This window comes from Pseudomonas sp. MWU16-30322 (genome assembly GCF_020515535.1).
Taxonomy (GTDB): Bacteria; Pseudomonadota; Gammaproteobacteria; order Pseudomonadales; family Pseudomonadaceae; genus Aquipseudomonas; species Aquipseudomonas fluorescens_H.
On record NZ_JAIWYL010000013.1, the window covers coordinates 73643 to 91889 of the forward strand.

Below are 18247 nucleotides of genomic sequence, written 5' to 3' on the forward strand. Positions count from 1 at the left end.
TCGAAAACGCATCGGGGCGTTTTTCGTATCGCTGTGTGGCAGCAGCTACGGCAGTCGGAACTGTCCGTGGGCGGACTCTAGCGGGCTAACCTTTCACTAACCTTTCAGCCGGATTTCGCGGTTTTCGGGCTTCACAGCGGCGGTTGCGGCTGTAAACTCCGCGGCAAAGAATGGCGTCGGCCATCCGTGAATGAGGTAACGATCCATGCGTGTCCTGCTCGTCGAAGACCATCTGCAACTGGCCGAAAGTGTCGCTCAGGCGCTCAAGAGCACCGGTCTGACCGTGGACGTACTGCACGATGGGGTGGCCGCCGACCTGGCGCTGGGCAGCGAGGAATACGCGATGGCGATCCTTGATGTCGGTCTGCCGCGCATGGACGGTTTCGAGGTGCTGGCGCGCTTGCGCGCACGCGGCAAGAACCTGCCGGTGTTGATGCTGACGGCGCGCAGCGATGTGAAGGACCGGGTCCACGGCTTGAATCTCGGCGCCGACGATTACCTGGCCAAACCGTTCGAACTGACCGAGCTCGAAGCCCGGGTCAAAGCCTTGCTGCGACGCAGCGTGCTCGGTGGCGAGCGTCAACAGCGTTGCGGCGTACTGGCCTACGACCTCGACACCCGGCGCTTCAGCCTCGGCGAAGAACTGCTCACGTTGACCTCTCGCGAACAGGCGGTGCTCGAAGCGTTGATCGCCCGTCCGGGGCGGGTGATGAGCAAAGAGCAACTGGCCGCACAGGTATTTGGTCTCGATGAAGAAGCCAGCCCCGACGCGATCGAAATCTACGTGCATCGCCTGCGCAAGAAACTCGACGGCCAACCGGTGGCGATCGTGACTTTCCGTGGCCTCGGTTACTTGTTGGAAAGCCGCGATGCATAAGCCCAGCAGCCTGCGCTGGCGGTTGCTGTGGAACCTCGCGTTGTTGCTGGTGGTGTTGATGCTCGCCAGTGGTTTGAGCGCGTACTGGAACGGGCGCGAAGCCGCCGACACGGCCTACGACCGCACTCTGTTGGCCTCGGCGCGGACCATCGCCGCCGGCCTCTCGCAACGCGACGGCACGCTCAGTGCCGACGTGCCCTACGTGGCCCTCGATACGTTCGCCTACGACAGCGCCGGGCGGATTTACTACCAGGTCAACGACATCCATCAGAAGCTGATTTCCGGCTACGAAAACCTCCCCGGGCCGCCACCCGGCACCCCGAGAACCGACAGCTATCCAGCGCTGGCGCGTTTCTACAACGCGACGTATCGCGGGCAGAACGTGCGTGTGGTCAGTCTGCTCAAGGCCGTCACCGAACCGAACATGAATGGCATGGCGGAAATCCGTGTCGCGGAAACCGACGAGGCGCGGGTCAGCATGGCTCGCAGTCTGGCGGCCGATACGCTGCTGCGCCTGGGCATGCTCGCGATCGGCGCCTTGTTGCTGGTGTGGTTTGCAGTGAGTGCGGCGCTACGTCCGCTGGAGCGTTTGCGCACGGCGGTGGAAGAACGACAGTCGGACGACCTCCGGCCGCTGCCGCTGGTGGAAGTGCAGCGCGAATTGTGGCCGCTGGTGCGTGCACTCAACCATTTCACCGAGCGTTTGCGCGGGCAGTTCGAACGGCAGGCGCAGTTCATCGCTGATGCCGCACACGAACTGCGTACGCCGTTGGCAGCGTTGAAGGCGCGGCTGGAGTTGGGGCTGCGTTCGACGGAACCGCAAACCTGGCGCAGTACCCTGGAGTCCTCTGCGCAAAGCACCGATCGCCTGACTCATCTGGCCAATCAACTGCTGTCGCTGGCTCGCGTGGAAAACGGTGCGCGGGCGATTGCCGAGGGCGGCGCGCAACTGCTGGATCTGAGTCAATTGGCCCGCGAATTGGGCATGGCCATGGCGCCCTTGGCGCATGCTCGTGGGGTCGCGCTGGCGCTGGAGGCGGATGAGCCGGTGTGGTTGCGGGGTGAACCGACGTTGCTCAATGAACTGCTCAGCAACCTGGTGGACAACGCGCTGGCGCATACGCCGCCGGGCGGCAATGTGATTCTGCGGGTCGCGGCACCGGCGGTGCTTGAGGTTGAAGATGACGGGCCGGGGATTCCGCTGGAGGAGCGTGATCGAGTGTTTGAACGCTTCTACCGGCGCAATCAGCAGGTCGCGGGTTCAGGGTTGGGGCTGGCGATTGTCGGGGAAATCTGCCGGGCGCATCTGGCGCAGATCACGTTGCATGATGGCGAGCAGGCCGGTTTGAAGGTTCGAGTGAGTTTTATCGCCGGATAGCAGCCGAGATGGCTTTTGTGGCGAGGGAGCTTGCTCCCGCTCGGCTGCGCAGCAGTCGTGATCCCTGAGTGCAAGGTTTGCCTGATGAAGGGAGGCCGCCTGGTTTTGGGGCCGCTTCGCAGCCCAGCGGGAGCAAGCTCCCTCGCCACAGGTCAGTAAAACATCGTCCGCGACTCTTCCAGATCCGCGCACAATTGCTTGTTCTCCGGATCGATCCCCAGTTTCCTGAACGCCGGCACGCTGAGCGGATCAATCCGTGCAATCGGATGATCGTTGTCTTTGTGGCAATACAGACTCGCCACCTGCACCAGATCGACGTAATCGATGTGCGCCGAGTCGCGTTTGAAATCCAGGTACAGCCCCGGCAACGCCACCAGTTGCTCGGGAAACTCCCAGACCCGCAACAGCTTGTCGCCCAGCAGCGGATGAATATGGTCGATCACATGATTGAGGCTGACCGGGTCCGACAGCAGTTCGTAGTGATCTTCGGCGTAGGTCAGAATCGGCAGCACACCGATCTGATGTACCAGTCCACCGAGTGCTGCCTGATCAGGCTTGAGTTGGGTATGCCGACGGCACAACGCATAGCTGACACCGGCGATTTCCAGACTCTTGCGCCAGACTTCGCGCATCTTCTGTTCGACCACTTCGGAGCGGGCGTGGAAGATCTGTTCCATCACCAGACCGATCGCCAGGTTGCTGCTGTAGTTGACACCCAGCCGGGTGATCGCGGTGTGCAGATCGGTGACTTCCTGGGTCGCGCGCAGCAACGGGCTGTTGACCACTTTGATCAGGCGCGCCGACAGCGCCGTGTCGCGGCCAATCACTTTGCTCAGGGTGCTGACGCTGATTTCCGGGTCTTCGGCGGCCTTGCGAATTTGCAGGGCCACTTCCGGTAACGTTGGCAGAACCAGGTCATCGTTATCGATGGCCTCAACCAAATCCTGTTGGACCTTATCCGCCAGCTCGCTCATGTGGACTCTCTAGGGTGTTGCAACAAAAGCTGCGATCAGCGCTGGATTTCGCGGTCGCGATCCAGTTCGTAGGGCAAGTCGAGCAAATGCAGAGCTGGCCCTTCGAGGGCGCCCAAGTGCAAATCACCCGCTTCGGCAGCTTCGGCCTGCAACACCGCCAGCAGTTCAATTTTTTCTTCGGCGCGGGCAGCAATCACCACTTCGCCGATGGCACTGCCATGGCTTGGGGCGAATAGCGGGGTGCCCGGCTCCGGCAGTTCGCTCGCGTCCAGCTGCACGCGATAGAGACGACGCTTGAGCTTGCCGAGGTACTGCATGCGCGCGACGATTTCCTGGCCGGTGTAGCAGCCTTTCTTGAAACTCACGCCACCGACGGCCTGCAGGTTGAGCATCTGCGGGATGAACAGCTCGCGGGTGGTCGGCATGACCTGGCCGATACCGGCGCGGATTTGCCCCAGCAGCCATTGGTTCAACTCGCCTTCAGGCAGGGCGGCGGCCAATTTGGCCTTGATGGCATCGGCTTGATCGGCCGGTACCCAGAGTTCGGCGCGATCCGGCGAGACGCGAATCGCGATCAGGCCTGCGTTGCGCACCACGCTGTCGGTTTCGCCTGGCAGGTTCAGACCCAGGCTGGCCAACGCAGCGTCGCCGTGCTCCAGGCCAAAACGCACCCAGGCGGCGCTTTCGTCGGTCAGTTTGGATTTGGAGAACACCGCGTACTTTTTCAGATCCGCCAGTTGTGGCTCCAGCAGTTCGCTGGCCATCGCCAGCAGCACGCCGTCACCTTCGAGCAAAATACGGAAGCTCGACTGCATCCGGCCTTTTTGCGTGCAGCGCGCGCCCAGGCTGGCCTGGCTGTCGCTGAGGTAATTGATGTTGCAGGTCAATTGGCCTTGCAGGAATTTGCCGGCATCCACGCCGCGAACCGCGAGTACGCCTTCATGAGACAGGGTGCAGAAAAAAGCAGAATCGGCCATGGGTCATCGCAGGGTAAAAAGTCTGGGGCACATCATAAGGGCGCGTTGTTGAAATGGGTAGTTGATAAAGGATCGGTGGTGCCCGACCAAAGCCGACTGTGCGACCCGCGCCGGGGCTGTATACTGCGCGCCTATTTGAGGAGGGCTCCATGGTCGAACAAGTTGAACTCAATCGCCTCTTCTGGCACAGCCGCCGTGGCATGCTGGAACTTGACGTGCTGCTGGTGCCGTTCGTGAAAGAGGTCTATCCGCACCTCAACCAGGTCGATCGCGACTTGTATGTCCGTCTGCTGACCTGTGAGGATCAGGATATGTTCGGCTGGTTCATGGAGCGCAGCGAGTCCGAAGACCCTGAGCTGCAGCGCATGGTGCGGATGATCCTGGACCGTGTTCAGCCCAAGTAACACGTTCGAATGCCGCTGGCATGCCTCACGGCAGTTGCTGGCGGCGTATCTGTTGGCCCAGGCGTTCGCTTTGGGTGCCTTGTTTCTCCTGTCGATTCCACACTGGGCCAGTCTGCTCGGGGCTTTCGCCTGTCTGCTGCACGCCGCGTGGGTGGTGCCACGGCAAATTCTGCTGAAGCATCCGCAGGCTTTTTGCGGATTGCGCCGCGACGCCGATGGCTGGCAGTTATGGAATCAGGCGGGTGGCTGGCAGGCGGTGCAGTTGCGCCCCGACAGCCTGGCGTTGCCACTGATTGTGGTGCTGCGTTTTCGTTTGCGCGGGGAGCGGCGGGTGCGCTCGATCTGTGTGCCGCGAGACTCGCAGGCAGCCGATGTGCATCGACGCCTGCGGGTGCGGCTCAAGTTCAGCCGGCGTAGGTGGGCGGCACCAGAATAGTGTCGAGCGCCTCGGGCAGCAGGTTCGGGTAGTCGAGGGTGTAATGCAGTCCACGACTTTCCTTGCGCTCCATGGCCGAGCAGATCATCAGTTCGGCAACTTGCGCCAGATTACGCAGCTCGATCAGGTCGCGGCTGACTTTATAGTTGCTGTAGAACTCGTCGATCTCGTCCAGCAACAGACGCACGCGGTGCTGAGCCCGTTGCAGGCGCTTGTTGGTGCGCACAATGCCTACGTAGTCCCACATGAACCGACGCAGCTCGTCCCAGTTGTGGGCGATGATCACGTCTTCGTCGGAATCGGTCACCTGGCTGGCGTCCCACTCGGGTAGGGCGTTTGGCGCGGTGACGTCATCCAGTTGCGCAAGAATGTCCGCTGCCGCCGAGCGGGCATAGACGAAACATTCGAGCAGCGAGTTGCTGGCCATGCGGTTGGCACCATGCAGACCGGTGAAGCTGGTTTCGCCGATCGCGTACAGCCCCGGCACGTCGGTGCGACCGTGTTGGTCGACCATCACCCCACCACAGGTGTAGTGCGCTGCCGGTACGACCGGGATCGGTTGCTTGGTGATGTCGATGCCGAAACCCAGGCAGCGTTCGTAGACAGTCGGGAAGTGGCTTTTGATGAACGCTTCAGGCTTGTGGCTGATATCGAGATAGACGCAGTCGACGCCCAGGCGCTTCATTTCATGGTCGATGGCCCGGGCGACGATGTCGCGTGGCGCCAGTTCGGCACGTTTATCGAAACGCGGCATGAAACGTTCGCCGTTGGGCAGCTTCAGGTGCGCGCCTTCGCCACGAAGTGCTTCTGTGATCAGGAAACTCTTGGCCTGCGGGTGATACAGGCAAGTGGGGTGGAACTGATTGAATTCCAGGTTCGCTACCCGGCAACCCGAGCGCCAGGCCATGGCGATGCCATCACCACAGGCGCCGTCGGGGTTGCTGGTATAGAGGTAGACCTTGGCCGCGCCGCCTGACGCAAGGATCACGAAGCGCGCGCCGTAGGTGTCGACTTCGCCGGTCGCGCGATTCAGCACATAGGCGCCGAGGCAACGCTCGCCGTCCATGCCCAGACGGCGTTCGGTGATCAGATCAACGGCAACCCGTTGCTCAAGCAACTCGATATTGGCGCGCTCTCTGGCCTGGGCGAGGAGGGTGGTGAAAATCGCTGCACCGGTCGCATCGGCTGCGTGAATGATGCGCCGATGGCTGTGACCGCCTTCACGGGTCAGGTGGAATTCGAAACCGCCGTCTTCGGTTCCGGACTGTTCGTCGCGGGTGAAGGGCACGCCCTGGTCGATCAGCCACTGGATGGCTTCGCGGCTGTGCTCGACGGTGAAGCGCACTGCGTCTTCATGGCACAGACCGCCGCCGGCGTTAAGGGTGTCGTCGACGTGGGATTCGACAGTATCGGTATCGTCCAGCACGGCAGCGACACCGCCCTGGGCCCAATAGGTCGAGCCGTTGGCCAGATCGCCTTTGCTCAATACGGCAATGCGCAAGTGACCCGGCAGGGTCAGCGCGAGACTCAAACCGGCAGCGCCGCTGCCAATGACCAGAACATCGTGTTGAAACTGTTGGCTCATTTCAGGATTCCGCTCAAAGCGACCCGGATCGGGGGTGGCGCAAGACAGCTGGATCGGCGAGTCAAGACAGCCACACAGCCCACTAGTATATAGAGGGGGGGAGCGGCACAATAGCCGGGCTCGTATGGCATTGTGAAACTACTGTGACGACAAAAGCTTGACGCTTCGTCGGACGTTTTTTTCCGTCGTTTTGGGAAAAGGCGACTGTATCGAGGATGAAACAGGCTTTTTCCGCGCACGGTCGCTCAATGTCGCTTAAGCGCGGCTATAAATAATTGGAACTTTTGCCAGAGGCCCAAGATCAATAGTCCGTTGCCTGAAGCACGGGACAGTGTCGGCTTCAATGCAAAACCTGCGAATTGGGTTTTGCCGGCGAACCGATGACAAGATTATTCGCGCAGCCGGTTTATCCCGCGCTGCGTTTTTCGTGCGTGCCAAATCAGAGCCCGCAGGAAACTTGCCTGGAGGGGGAGAACTTTTGCGAAAAGCCCGAGTCTATGTTTGCAAGTCTGGTCGTTTAGTTATGCAAGCCTCCTCCATGCTTATCGAGGAGTGTTCATGCTAACCCAGGAAGAGGATCAGCAGCTGGTCGAGCGCGTTCAGCGTGGCGACAAGCGAGCTTTCGATCTGCTGGTGCTGAAGTATCAGCACAAAATTCTCGGGTTGATCGTGCGTTTCGTGCACGACACCCATGAAGCCCAGGATGTGGCTCAGGAAGCCTTTATCAAGGCCTACAGAGCGCTAGGAAACTTTCGCGGAGACAGCGCGTTCTATACGTGGCTTTACCGCATTGCCATCAACACGGCAAAAAACTATCTGGTTTCACGCGGCCGTCGGCCGCCGGATAGCGATGTAAGTTCTGAAGATGCGGAGTTCTACGACGGCGATCACGGCCTCAAGGATCTCGAATCACCGGAACGCGCATTGCTGCGGGATGAGATCGAAGGCACCGTCCATCGAACCATTCAGCAACTGCCAGAGGATTTACGTACGGCTTTAACTTTACGTGAATTCGATGGTCTGAGTTACGAGGACATTGCGAGCGTCATGCAGTGTCCGGTGGGTACCGTGCGCTCCCGGATTTTCCGCGCCCGGGAGGCCATCGATAAAGCCCTGCAGCCGTTGTTGCAGGAAAACTGAGACAGCGGCGACAGCCAAGAGAGGAACGCCATGAGTCGTGAAGCCCTGCAGGAATCGCTGTCCGCAGTGATGGATAACGAAGCGGACGAACTGGAATTGCGTCGAGTGATCAATGCACTGGACGATGTTGAAACCCGTGAGACCTGGGCTCGTTATCAGATCGCTCGGGCAGCGATGCACAAGGATCTGCTACTTCCGCGTCTGGACATTGCTGCGGCAGTTTCTGCTGCGCTGGAAGACGAAACGGCTCCAGCCAAAGTATCCCGTGGCCCGTGGCGCAATCTTGGCCGTCTGGCCGTTGCAGCGTCGGTGACTGTTGCGGTGCTGGCCGGTGTGCGCCTGTACAATCAGGACGAAATCGCTGGCGTCGAGCTGGCCCAGCAGTCCAATCAGCCTTCGCTGGTTGCGCCTCAGGTCAAAGGCCCGGCTGTTCTGGCGGGCTACAAGGAAAGCTCGGAAACCACAGGCCCGATGGCCAACGGCGTACTGCAAGGTCAGCCAGGCTGGCACGATCAGCGTCTGCCAGGCTATCTGCGTCAGCATGCCCAACAGGCTGCACTGAAAGGTACTGAAAGCGCACTGCCTTATGCGCGTGCAGCAAGCATGGAAAACCGTTAAGGAGGATCATGCGCGCCATACCTCTACTTTCGCTTCTGCTTGGCGGCTGGTTCGTTGTTCCAGCCCATGCCGACGAGGCTCAGGACTGGTTGACCCGCCTGGGTCAGGCCGAGCAGCAGCAAAGCTTCCACGGCACTTTCGTATACGAGCGTAACGGTAGTTTTTCTACCCACAACATCTGGCATCGTGTCCAGAATGGCCAGGTCCGCGAGCGTTTGCTTCAGCTCGATGGCTCGGCGCAGGAAGTCGTGCGCGTTGATGGACATACTCAATGCGTCAGCGGCACCCTGATTGCGGGGTTGGGAGACTCTCCCAACTCGACCGCTCGTTCGCTTGATCCCCAAAAGCTGAAAAACTGGTATGACCTTGCTGTCATCGGCAAGTCGCGCGTGGCCGGGCGTGATGCGGTAATCGTTTCGCTGACGCCTCGTGACCAGCATCGCTACGGTTTCGAACTGCATCTGGATAAACAGACTGGTTTGCCACTCAAGTCGTTGCTGCTCAATGACAAGGGGCAGTTACTCGAGCGCTTCCAGTTCACCAGCCTTGATACCGCTGATGCCCCTTCTGACAAAGATCTGCAACCTGGCACCGAGTGCAAGGCAATCACCCTCGACAGTGACAAGGCCTCCGCCGTGAAGACGGCCCAGGTCTGGCACTCGGACTGGCTGCCTCCGGGGTTTGTGCTGACGAGCAGTACCTCGCACAAAGACCCGGAAACCAAGACTCAGGTCAGCAGCCTGATGTATGACGACGGGCTGGCGCGGTTTTCGGTGTTTCTCGAGCCGTTGAACGGCGCGACAGTCACCGATACCCGCACACAGCTCGGGCCGACCGTCGCTGTGTCCCGCCGCCTGACCACGCCTGAAGGCGAAATGATGGTGACGGTGGTCGGTGAAATACCCATTGGCACGGCCGAACGGATTGCCCTGTCGATGCGCAACGATGGCGCTGCAACCAGCAAGCAGTGAGCTGATTTCAGTCATTTCCACTTCTTCGTCGAGACGTAGATGAAATGTTTGCTCAGCATTTTCATTTGCAAATCACCCGAAAGTTTTTTATAGGTCAGAGCCTCACGGCTCTGGCCTTGTCTGTTGTTCCCGGAACAAAAATGCCGGCCCGCGGTTCCCGGTGTTCCTTGCTCCATATCGCTTAACCCTGCTCGTCGTAACGGGAGCTGTATGTCGATACTTAGCTTGAAGTCTTATCTCTCCATTTTCGCCACCGTGCTGGTGCTCGGTCAGGCTGTTCCCGCTGCCCAGGCGGCCGACTTGCCGGACTTCACCCAACTGGTTGAACAGGCCTCGCCTGCGGTGGTGAACATCAGTACCACGCAGAAGCTGCCGGATCGCAAAGTGAACCAGCAGATGCCTGACCTGGAAGGCTTGCCGCCGATGCTGCGCGAGTTCTTCGAACGTGGCATGCCGCCTCAGCAGCGTTCGCCACGCGGTGATCGCCAGCGTGAAGCACAATCGCTGGGTTCGGGCTTCATCATTTCATCGGATGGCTACATCCTGACCAACAACCATGTGATTGCCGATGCCGACGAAATCCTCGTGCGTCTGGCTGATCGCAGTGAAATGAAAGCCAAGCTGATCGGCACCGACCCGCGTTCCGACGTGGCCCTGCTGAAAATCGATGGCAAGGATCTGCCGGTGCTCAAGCTCGGCAAGTCCCAGGACCTGAAGGCTGGTCAGTGGGTCGTAGCGATCGGTTCGCCGTTTGGCTTTGACCATACCGTGACTCAGGGCATCGTCAGCGCCGTCGGCCGTAGCCTGCCGAACGAAAACTACGTGCCGTTCATCCAGACCGACGTGCCGATCAACCCGGGTAACTCCGGTGGCCCGCTGTTCAACCTGAATGGTGAAGTGGTCGGGATCAACTCGCAGATCTACACCCGTTCCGGTGGTTTCATGGGTGTGTCGTTCGCCATCCCGATTGACGTAGCCATGGACGTTTCCAATCAGCTGAAAAGCGGTGGCAAGGTCAGTCGCGGTTGGCTGGGTGTGGTCATCCAGGAAGTAAACAAGGATCTGGCCGAGTCGTTCGGTCTTGATAAGCCGGCCGGTGCGCTGGTTGCGCAGATTCAGGATGACGGTCCGGCAGCCAAGGGCGGCCTGCAAGTGGGTGACGTGATCCTGAGCATGAACGGTCAGCCGATCGTCATGTCCGCCGACCTGCCACACCTTGTCGGTGCGCTGAAGGCTGGCGCCAAGGCCAACCTCGAAGTGATTCGTGACGGCAAGCGCAAGAATGTCGAGCTGACAGTCGGCGCAATTCCGGACGAAGACAAAGAGCTGGCATCGCTACCGAAATCCGGCGCGGAAAGCAGCAGCAACCGCCTGGGTGTGTCGGTGGTCGAATTGACCGATGAGCAGAAGAAAGCCTACGACCTCAAAGGTGGCGTGGTCATCAAGGACGTCCAGGATGGTCCTGCAGCCCTGATCGGTCTGCAGCCGGGTGACGTGATCACTCACCTGAACAACCAGGCCATCGGCTCCACCAAGGAGTTCGGCGAGATCGCCAAGGCGCTGCCGAAGAATCGTTCGGTGTCGATGCGCGTTCTGCGTCAAGGCCGGGCCAGCTTCATCACCTTCAAACTGGCTGAATAATCCGGTTGCGGTGAAATAAAAAACCGCCTCGAAAGAGGCGGTTTTTTTATGCCTGAAACAATGTTTCGAGGAGGAAAACTCAACCCATCATGTCCTTGATCATGCGCTCCTGCTCCATCAGCTCACGCTGGCGTGCATCGATCCGCGAGGACAGCGGGAAGTTGCTGCCAGCCTTGCGTTTGGCAAAGTCGAGCTGCTGGATCGCCTGACGATAATCACCCACCAGCGCAAAGTATTCGGCGCGAGCCTGATGCAAGCCGATGATGTTCCCTGACAGGCCACGGGTTTCGGCAACCTGATACCACACGTCCGGATCGTTCGGGCGGGATTTGAGCAGGCCTTCAAGGGCTTTCTCCGCGTCGGCGGTGCGATTCTGTTTCAGTAACAGATCGACGCGAACCTGATTCAGCGGGTAGTTGCCCGGATATTGCGTGAGCATCCGGTCAACCCGAGTTTGCGCATCCGGAAGGCGGTTGTTGGTGATGTCCAGGTCGATCTGCGCGAGGTTGTAGATGATCTCGTTCGGCGACTTGGCCAGCAACTGCTTGAGGTTCTCCCGCGCTTCATTGAGCTGAGCGCCTTTGATCTGGGCGATCGCGAGGCCATAGCGCGCCACGTCGTTTTTCGGGTTCTCGTCCAGTTGGGCGCGGAAGCGCTTGGCGCCCAGGCCCGGGGTTTCTTCATAGATCAGTTGGACGCGGGCACGAATCAACTGATAGCGCATGCTGTCTTCAATACCGCCCTGTGGTGCCTGCTCGGCGCGGTTGCGGGTGTCGGCGATACGCGATTCGGTGACCGGGTGAGTCAGCAGAAATTCCGGCGGCTTCGCGTCGAAGCGATACTGGCGCATCAGGCGCTCGAACATGGTCGGCATCGAACGCGGGTCGTAGCCGGCCTTTTCCAGGTTGAGAATGCCGATGCGGTCGGCTTCCTGTTCGTTCTGGCGCGAGAAGGTGCGTTGCGACTGAATGGCTGCGGCCTGTGTACCGGCGATGGTCGCGATCCCGGCATCACCGCCCCCGGCGGCGGCAATCACGATCCCCGCGAGCAGCGCCGCCATCATCGGCACCTGCATCCGCTGCGAAGCCTCGACGCCGCGCGCGAAGTGGCGTTGCGACAAGTGAGCCAGTTCGTGGGCCAGTACCGAAGCGTATTCGCCTTCAGTCTGCGCGTTGAGGAACAGCCCGCCGTTAACCCCGACCACGCCACCCGGCGCCGCGAAGGCGTTGAGTTGCGGGCTGTTGATCAGGATGAACTCCAGACGGCGGTCAGTCACCTGGCTGGTTTCCACCAGCTTGTAGACGCTGGACTCGACGTAGTCCTTGAGCTGCGGGTCGTTGAGTTGTGCAACCTGGCTGCGCAACATGGCCAGCCAGGCGCGGCCGAGCTGGTATTCCTGTTGCGGTGAGACAATGGCAGAACTGGCGTCGCCAAGTGACGGCAGATCGTCGGCAAAGCCCGGTGAGGCGAGCAGGCAAGCGAGCGTCAGCAGGGTAGGGCGCAGAAATGTCATGCACAAAGCCTTAGAAGACAAAGACCTTACTGTAGCCGGACACCGGGCTGGCGACCAGATATTCTAGGCAGCTCAATTACCCGAACCGGAGTGACGCGATGACCGACCCTGTAGCCCATGACTGTGAACTGGACGCCAGTGGTCTGAATTGCCCGTTGCCGTTGCTCAAGGCCAAAATGGAACTCAACAAGCTGCCCAGTGGCGCGGTGCTCAAGGTGATCGCCACGGATGCCGGCTCGCAGCGCGACTTCCGCACCTTTGCCCGTCTGGCCGGTCATACGCTGCTGCGCGAAGAAGACGAAGCAGGCGTCTACCGTTACTGGTTGAAGAAAGCCTGAAACCGACAGCGTAAAAGACCTAAGGATTATTGATGTTCAAAGTGTTACGCGACTGGATTCAGCGCTACTTTTCCGATGAAGAGGCGGTGGTGCTGGCGGTGCTGCTGTTCCTTGCCTTTACCGCGGTGCTCACCCTCGGAGGGATGCTCGCGCCGGTATTGGCCGGGATGGTGCTGGCGTATCTGATGCAGGGACTGGTGCTCGCTCTTGAGCGCATGCGCTTGCCTGGCGCAGCGGCGGTAGGGCTGGTGTTCGCGCTGTTCATGGGCGTGTTGCTGGTGTTCATCGTGGTGGTCTTGCCGTTGCTGTGGCATCAGTTGATCACGCTGTTCAACGAACTTCCGGGCATGCTCGCCAAGTGGCAGTCGCTGCTGTTGCTGCTGCCGGAGCGCTATCCGCATCTGGTCTCCGACGAGCAGGTACTGCAGGCCATCGAAGCGGCGCGTGGCGAGATCGGCAAGTTCGGCCAATGGGCGCTGACCTTCTCGCTGTCGAGCCTGCCGCTGCTGGTCAACATCATGATCTATCTGGTGCTGGTACCGATCCTGGTGTTCTTCTTCCTCAAGGATCGGGCAATGATCGGCGAGTGGGTGCGCGGCTATCTGCCCCGTGAGCGGGCGCTGATCACCCGCGTGGCGCAGGAAATGAATCGGCAGATCGCCAATTACATTCGCGGCAAGGTCATCGAGATCGTGATCTGTGGCGGTGTGACCTACATCGCCTTCGTCGCCCTTGGCCTCAACTATGCGGCGCTGCTGGCGTTGCTGGTCGGGGTGTCAGTGGTGGTGCCGTACGTCGGCGCGGTGGTGGTGACCGTGCCGGTGCTGCTGATTGCCTTGTTCCAGTGGGGCTGGAGCGATCAGTTCATCTATCTGATGGCGGTCTACGGGATCATTCAGACCCTGGATGGCAACGTGCTGGTGCCGTTGCTGTTTTCCGAGGCGGTCAACCTGCACCCGGTGGCGATCATCTGCGCGGTGCTGTTGTTTGGCGGGCTATGGGGATTCTGGGGGGTGTTCTTCGCGATTCCGCTGGCGACGCTGTTCAAGGCAGTGCTGGATGCGTGGCCGCGCAAGGAGCCGGTTGTAGCTCCGTTACTTTAAAGCCGGATTATTCGTTGAGGCTTATGGCCCCTTCGCGAGCAAGCCCGCTCCCACAGTTGACCGAGGTCTATGTGGGAGCGGGCTTGCTCGTGAAAGCGTCAGTGAAAACGACGCAGAAATATCAGGCTTAATTCAGGGCCTGAGCCGCAGCCAGCACCGCATCAACATGCCCCGGCACTTTCACGCCGCGCCATTCCTGACGCAGCACACCGTTCTTGTCGATCAGGAAAGTGCTGCGATCAACGCCCAGGTATTCCTTGCCGTACAGCTTCTTCAGCTTGATCACGTCGAACAGTTGGCAGACGGCTTCATCCTTGTCGCTGATCAGCTCGAACGGGAATTCCTGCTTGCACTTGAAGTTCTCGTGGGATTTCAGGCTGTCGCGGGAAATACCGAAAATTTCCGTGTTGGCAGCCTGGAACGCCGCGTACTGGTCACGAAAACCCTGGCCTTCGGTGGTGCAGCCCGGGGTGCTGTCCTTCGGGTAGAAGTAGATCACCACTTGCTTGCCCTTCAGGGCGGACAGGCTGACGGTCTGCCCGCTGGTGGCAGGTGCTTCGAAATCCGCAACCGGTTGGTCGATGACAACGGCCATGAAAGCTTCCTTACATTGGGTTTTGTGGGCGCCAGGGTTCGATCAGCGCGTCCAGGTTCATTGCGTCGGCGAAGTCCAGGAACTGGTCGCGCAGCCAGCTGATCTGGGTGCCGGCCGGCAGCGTCACAGTGAATGTGGCATTGAGCATGGTGCCGCCGGTCTGCGGCGCCTGATAGGTATCGCAGGTCAGGTTTTCCAGCTCGACGTTGTGATCCATGAAGAACTGGCACAGCTCGTTGATGATGTCCGGGCGATACGCCGAACTGACATAGGCCACGTACGGCAGGGCCTGTGGGCGATTTTCCAGCGCGGCACTGCGCACCACGTTGACGGTAAAGGCGTGGCGCTTGGCCAGGCCCGACAGGCTGCCTTCGAGACGGGCCAGGGCGTCCCAGCTGCCGGAGATTTCCAGCACCAGGGCGCTGCATTCGCCATGGCGAGTCAGACGGGAGGTGACGACGGCGCAGCGATTTTCATGGCTGGCGCGGCACAGGACGTTAGTCAGCTCCATGGGGTTGGCGCCAAGGGCACTGATGACAAGGAATTGTTCGCGAACTGTGGGGGTGGACATGCAGCATTCCTAAAGCGATGAGCGGTCGGTAGGTCGATGGGCGTTGGCCGTCGGGATGCGTCTGCGCGTGCCGATTCAGAAAGCCCCGGGCCATGGCTCGCAATTCGCTCCAATATAGGCAGAGCGTGCAGCAGCGACACTGGAACGGGGCCTGGGTGGCCGACAGGGGAGGCTGGAGCCCGACGTACAAGCTGATCTGTACCGATCAAAGTCTGAAGGGTAGCGAAAACCGACGCCAAGGGGAATGGCGGCGCAGTACTTCGCTTGTGCAAGCATCTTGGCGCCAGTACCATTACCGCTCTCTTTTTCCGGCAGGAGCGTTTTCATGATTCGGGGCAGTATGGTGGCACTGGTCACACCCATGGATGCACAAGGGCGTCTTGACTGGGACAGCCTCCGAAAACTCGTGGACTTCCACCTTGAAAACGGCACCCATGCCATTGTCGCGGTCGGTACCACCGGCGAGTCGGCAACCCTTGATGTAGAAGAACACATCGCCGTCATCAAAGCCGTGGTCAAACAGGTTGCCGGCCGTATTCCGGTGATCGCCGGTACCGGCGCCAATTCGACCCGCGAAGCCGTCGAACTGACCCGCAACGCCAAGGAAGCCGGCGCCGATGCCTGCCTGCTGGTGGTTCCGTACTACAACAAGCCGACTCAGGAAGGCCTGTACCAGCACTTCAAGCACATTGCCGAAGCGGTCGACATTCCCCAGATTCTCTACAACGTTCCCGGCCGCACCTCCTGCGACATGCAGGCCGAGACCGTGATTCGCCTGTCCACTGTGCCGAACATCATCGGTATCAAGGAAGCCACCGGCGACCTGAAACGCGCCAAAGCCATCATCGACGGCGTGAGCGAGGACTTCATCGTGCTGTCCGGCGATGATCCGACCGCGGTCGAGCTGATCCTGCTGGGCGGCAAAGGCAATATCTCTGTGACCGCCAACGTCGCCCCGCGCGAAATGGCTGATCTGTGTGAGGCTGCGCTGAATGGCGACGCCGACACCGCACGGGCAATCAACGAAAAACTGATGCCGCTGCACAAGGACCTGTTCATCGAAGCCAACCCGATTCCGGTGAAGTGGGCTTTGGTTGAAATGGGCCTGATGCACGAAGGCATCCGCTTGCCGCTGACCTGGCTGAGCGCTCCTTGTCATGAAACGCTTCGCACGGCCCTGCGCCAGTGCAGCGTCCTGGTTTAATTGAGGAAGTACAACGCATGAAGCGAATGGCCGGACTTTCCGCACTTGCCTTGATTATCTCCAGCACCAGTGGCTGCGGATGGGTCTGGGGCCCGGAAGGTTATTTCCGTGACCGTGGTAGCGATTACCTGGAAGCGCAACAGACTCCACCGATGCAACTGCCACCGAATGTCAGCACCTCCAAGCGTCTGGATCCGCTGTTGCCGATCCCGCGCAACGTGGCTGATGACACCGCCAAGGGCGAATACGTGGTGCCGCGTCCACAACCGCTGTCGGCGATTGCCGACGCGACCGACTACTCGTTGCAGAAGAGCGGCGACTCGCGTTGGGTCATGGCCCAGCATCAGCCGGCCGAAGTCTGGCCAGTGGCGGTGCAGTTCTTCCAGGACAACGGTTTCCGTCTGGATGAACAGCGCCCGCAAACCGGCGAGTTCACGACTAAATGGCAGCACTCCGACGAACTGTCCGCCGCCATGGCCAAGCGCCTGAGCGCAGCCGGTGTCGGTGCCGACAGCGAAACCCGCGTGCGGGTGCGTATCGAGCCAGGCGTGCAGCGCAACACCAGTGAAATCTACGTGGTCAGCGCCGAGCGTCCTGCCGGCAGCACCGCCGATGTCGATTTCACCAACCGTTCGGTCAACACTGGCCTGGACGCCGCGCTGGTCGACGACATGCTCGCGAGCATGAGCCGGATCTCCGAGAAGGGCGGTTCGGTGTCGATGCTGGCTTCGCGTGACTTCGATACCCCAAGCCGTGTCAGCCTCAGCGAAGACGGCAGCGGCAACCCGGTACTGAACGTCGGTCCGGATCTGGATCGTGCCTGGTCGAGCGTCGGTCGTGCGCTGGAGCAAGGTCAGTGGCGCGTTGAAGACATCAACCGCAGCCTGGGCCTGTACTACATCAACCTGGCCGAAAAAGCCGAGAAGAAAGACGACAAGCCTGGTTTCTTCAGCAGCCTGTTCGGCAGTGCGCCGACCAAGGAAGAAGTTGAAGCCCGCGCCGAGCGTTATCAGGTTCGCCTGAGCAAGGTCGGTGAAAACGTTCAGGTGACCGTCGAGAAGAACATCAACACCGTTGCGCCTGCCGATGTGGCACGCAAAGTGTTGAGCGTGATTCAGGACAACCTGGGCTGATCACATGCGCTTTGCCGTTCTCGGCAGCGGTAGCCAAGGGAACGGCACGCTGATCGCCAGCGCTGATACGTATGTGCTGGTGGATTGTGGTTTTTCCCTGCGGGAAACCGAAAAACGCCTGTTGCGCCTGGGTGTGAACCCGGCGCAACTGAGCGCGATACTCGTAACCCACGAACATGCCGACCACGTGCATGGCGTGGGTTTGCTGTCTCGGCGCTACAATCTTCCGGTCTACCTCAGTCGCGGCACACTGCGCGGGATGCGCAAACCGATCGAACCCGCAGGCTTTCTGGCCGGCGGCGAGCAGCTGCAGATCGGCGCACTGAACATCGGGGTCATTGCCGTGGCCCATGATGCGCAAGAGCCGACACAGTATGTATTCAGTGATAACGAGCAGCGGCGCTTCGGCCTGCTGACCGACCTGGGTTCCTACTGCGAGCGGGTGCTGGACGGCTATCGGGATCTCGATGCGTTGATGATCGAGTCCAACCACTGCCGCGACATGCTGGCCCGTGGTCACTATCCGTACTTTCTCAAGCAACGGGTGGGCGGCGAGCTGGGACATTTGAACAACCATCAGGCGGCATTCCTGGTGGCCGAGTTGGGGTGGCAGGGCTTGCAGCATCTGGTTCTCGCCCACCTGAGCAGCAAGAACAACCTGCCGCAGCTGGCCCGGCAATGTTTCGTCGACACCCTTGGGTGCGACCCGGACTGGCTGCAACTGGCCGATCAAGATTCAGGGCTCGACTGGCGCCATATCGCCTAGCCCATCTACTTAGCAAGCGGAGC

General features: G+C 60.2%; 19 protein-coding genes. 13 read left to right on the forward strand and 6 right to left on the reverse strand.

From position 1 onward, the window contains the following. Positions 1-205: 205 nt before the first annotated feature. Together LCH64_RS24610 and LCH64_RS24615 are read left to right on the forward strand one after the other, a co-directional pair. The gene (locus LCH64_RS24610) at positions 206-877 is read left to right on the forward strand and encodes a response regulator (protein WP_003222545.1); all 672 of its coding nucleotides are present in this window, start codon (positions 206-208) and stop codon (positions 875-877) included. Further along, positions 870-2255: a sensor histidine kinase gene (locus LCH64_RS24615; RefSeq protein WP_226501559.1), complete on the forward strand. Its 1386-nt coding sequence runs from the start codon at positions 870-872 to the stop codon at positions 2253-2255. The genes LCH64_RS24610 and LCH64_RS24615 overlap by 8 nt, the downstream gene beginning before the upstream one ends. A gap of 152 nt (positions 2256-2407) precedes the next feature. On the opposite strand, the gene LCH64_RS24620 is transcribed toward LCH64_RS24615, so the two are convergent. Continuing rightward, positions 2408-3229 carry an HDOD domain-containing protein gene (locus tag LCH64_RS24620; protein WP_226501560.1) on the reverse strand — a complete coding sequence of 274 codons (822 nt, stop codon included), beginning with the start codon at positions 3227-3229 and terminating at the stop codon, positions 2408-2410. Between the two features lie 35 nt (positions 3230-3264). After that, on the reverse strand, positions 3265-4206 hold the full coding sequence (locus LCH64_RS24625) for a folate-binding protein YgfZ (protein ID WP_226501561.1): 942 nt from the start codon (positions 4204-4206) through the stop codon (positions 3265-3267). 149 nt (positions 4207-4355) lie between these two features. Between LCH64_RS24625 and LCH64_RS24630 the strand changes: the two genes are divergently transcribed. Both LCH64_RS24630 and LCH64_RS24635 read left to right on the forward strand, forming a co-directional pair. Then, the gene (locus tag LCH64_RS24630; RefSeq protein WP_003222550.1) at positions 4356-4610 is read left to right on the forward strand and encodes a succinate dehydrogenase assembly factor 2; all 255 of its coding nucleotides are present in this window, start codon (positions 4356-4358) and stop codon (positions 4608-4610) included. Continuing rightward, the gene (locus tag LCH64_RS24635; protein WP_226501562.1) at positions 4594-5046 is read left to right on the forward strand and encodes a protein YgfX; all 453 of its coding nucleotides are present in this window, start codon (positions 4594-4596) and stop codon (positions 5044-5046) included. The genes LCH64_RS24630 and LCH64_RS24635 overlap by 17 nt, the downstream gene beginning before the upstream one ends. On the opposite strand, the gene nadB is transcribed toward LCH64_RS24635, so the two are convergent. Next, positions 5015-6631 carry an L-aspartate oxidase gene (gene nadB, locus LCH64_RS24640; RefSeq protein ID WP_226501563.1) on the reverse strand — a complete coding sequence of 539 codons (1617 nt, stop codon included), beginning with the start codon at positions 6629-6631 and terminating at the stop codon, positions 5015-5017. The two genes, LCH64_RS24635 and nadB, sit on opposite strands and share 32 nt — an antisense overlap. 558 nt (positions 6632-7189) lie before the next feature. On the opposite strand from nadB, the gene rpoE reads away from it, so the two are divergent. The 4 genes from rpoE to LCH64_RS24660 all read left to right on the forward strand — a co-directional run bounded on the left by rpoE (position 7190) and on the right by LCH64_RS24660 (position 11001). Next, positions 7190-7771 carry an RNA polymerase sigma factor RpoE gene (rpoE, locus tag LCH64_RS24645; RefSeq protein WP_003172477.1) on the forward strand — a complete coding sequence of 194 codons (582 nt, stop codon included), beginning with the start codon at positions 7190-7192 and terminating at the stop codon, positions 7769-7771. A gap of 30 nt (positions 7772-7801) precedes the next feature. Continuing rightward, entirely contained in the window at positions 7802-8389 is a 588-nt protein-coding gene (locus tag LCH64_RS24650; RefSeq protein WP_003222558.1) for an RseA family anti-sigma factor, read from the forward strand. 8 nt (positions 8390-8397) lie between these two features. Further along, the gene (locus LCH64_RS24655; protein WP_003222560.1) at positions 8398-9360 is read left to right on the forward strand and encodes a MucB/RseB C-terminal domain-containing protein; all 963 of its coding nucleotides are present in this window, start codon (positions 8398-8400) and stop codon (positions 9358-9360) included. 210 nt (positions 9361-9570) lie between these two features. Then, entirely contained in the window at positions 9571-11001 is a 1431-nt protein-coding gene (locus LCH64_RS24660) for a DegQ family serine endoprotease (protein ID WP_003222562.1), read from the forward strand. A 79-nt stretch (positions 11002-11080) separates the two neighbouring features. Here LCH64_RS24660 and LCH64_RS24665 read toward each other — a convergent pair whose 3' ends face one another. Further along, entirely contained in the window at positions 11081-12514 is a 1434-nt protein-coding gene (locus LCH64_RS24665; RefSeq protein ID WP_003222564.1) for a M48 family metalloprotease, read from the reverse strand. A 98-nt stretch (positions 12515-12612) separates the two neighbouring features. Here LCH64_RS24665 and LCH64_RS24670 point away from each other — a divergent pair, with 98 nt between their 5' ends. Together LCH64_RS24670 and LCH64_RS24675 are read left to right on the forward strand one after the other, a co-directional pair. Then, positions 12613-12852 carry a sulfurtransferase TusA family protein gene (locus LCH64_RS24670; RefSeq protein WP_003222566.1) on the forward strand — a complete coding sequence of 80 codons (240 nt, stop codon included), beginning with the start codon at positions 12613-12615 and terminating at the stop codon, positions 12850-12852. A gap of 32 nt (positions 12853-12884) precedes the next feature. Beyond that, positions 12885-13955: an AI-2E family transporter gene (locus LCH64_RS24675; RefSeq protein WP_003222568.1), complete on the forward strand. Its 1071-nt coding sequence runs from the start codon at positions 12885-12887 to the stop codon at positions 13953-13955. A 127-nt stretch (positions 13956-14082) separates the two neighbouring features. Here LCH64_RS24675 and LCH64_RS24680 read toward each other — a convergent pair whose 3' ends face one another. Further along, the gene (locus LCH64_RS24680) at positions 14083-14550 is read right to left on the reverse strand and encodes a peroxiredoxin (protein WP_226501564.1); all 468 of its coding nucleotides are present in this window, start codon (positions 14548-14550) and stop codon (positions 14083-14085) included. Positions 14551-14560: 10 nt separating this feature from the next. Next, the gene (locus LCH64_RS24685; protein WP_003222572.1) at positions 14561-15121 is read right to left on the reverse strand and encodes a glycine cleavage system protein R; all 561 of its coding nucleotides are present in this window, start codon (positions 15119-15121) and stop codon (positions 14561-14563) included. A gap of 325 nt (positions 15122-15446) precedes the next feature. Between LCH64_RS24685 and dapA the strand changes: the two genes are divergently transcribed. The 3 genes from dapA to LCH64_RS24700 are packed head-to-tail and all read left to right on the forward strand — an operon-like array spanning position 15447 to position 18224. Further along, complete coding sequence (dapA, locus tag LCH64_RS24690; RefSeq protein ID WP_226501565.1) at positions 15447-16325, forward strand: 4-hydroxy-tetrahydrodipicolinate synthase; 879 nt, start codon at positions 15447-15449, stop codon at positions 16323-16325. A 17-nt stretch (positions 16326-16342) separates the two neighbouring features. Beyond that, positions 16343-17458 carry an outer membrane protein assembly factor BamC gene (bamC, locus tag LCH64_RS24695; protein ID WP_003222574.1) on the forward strand — a complete coding sequence of 372 codons (1116 nt, stop codon included), beginning with the start codon at positions 16343-16345 and terminating at the stop codon, positions 17456-17458. A 4-nt stretch (positions 17459-17462) separates the two neighbouring features. Further along, positions 17463-18224, forward strand: a complete 762-nt coding sequence (locus tag LCH64_RS24700; RefSeq protein ID WP_102354439.1) for an MBL fold metallo-hydrolase — start codon at positions 17463-17465, stop codon at positions 18222-18224. Positions 18225-18247: the final 23 nt, after the last annotated feature.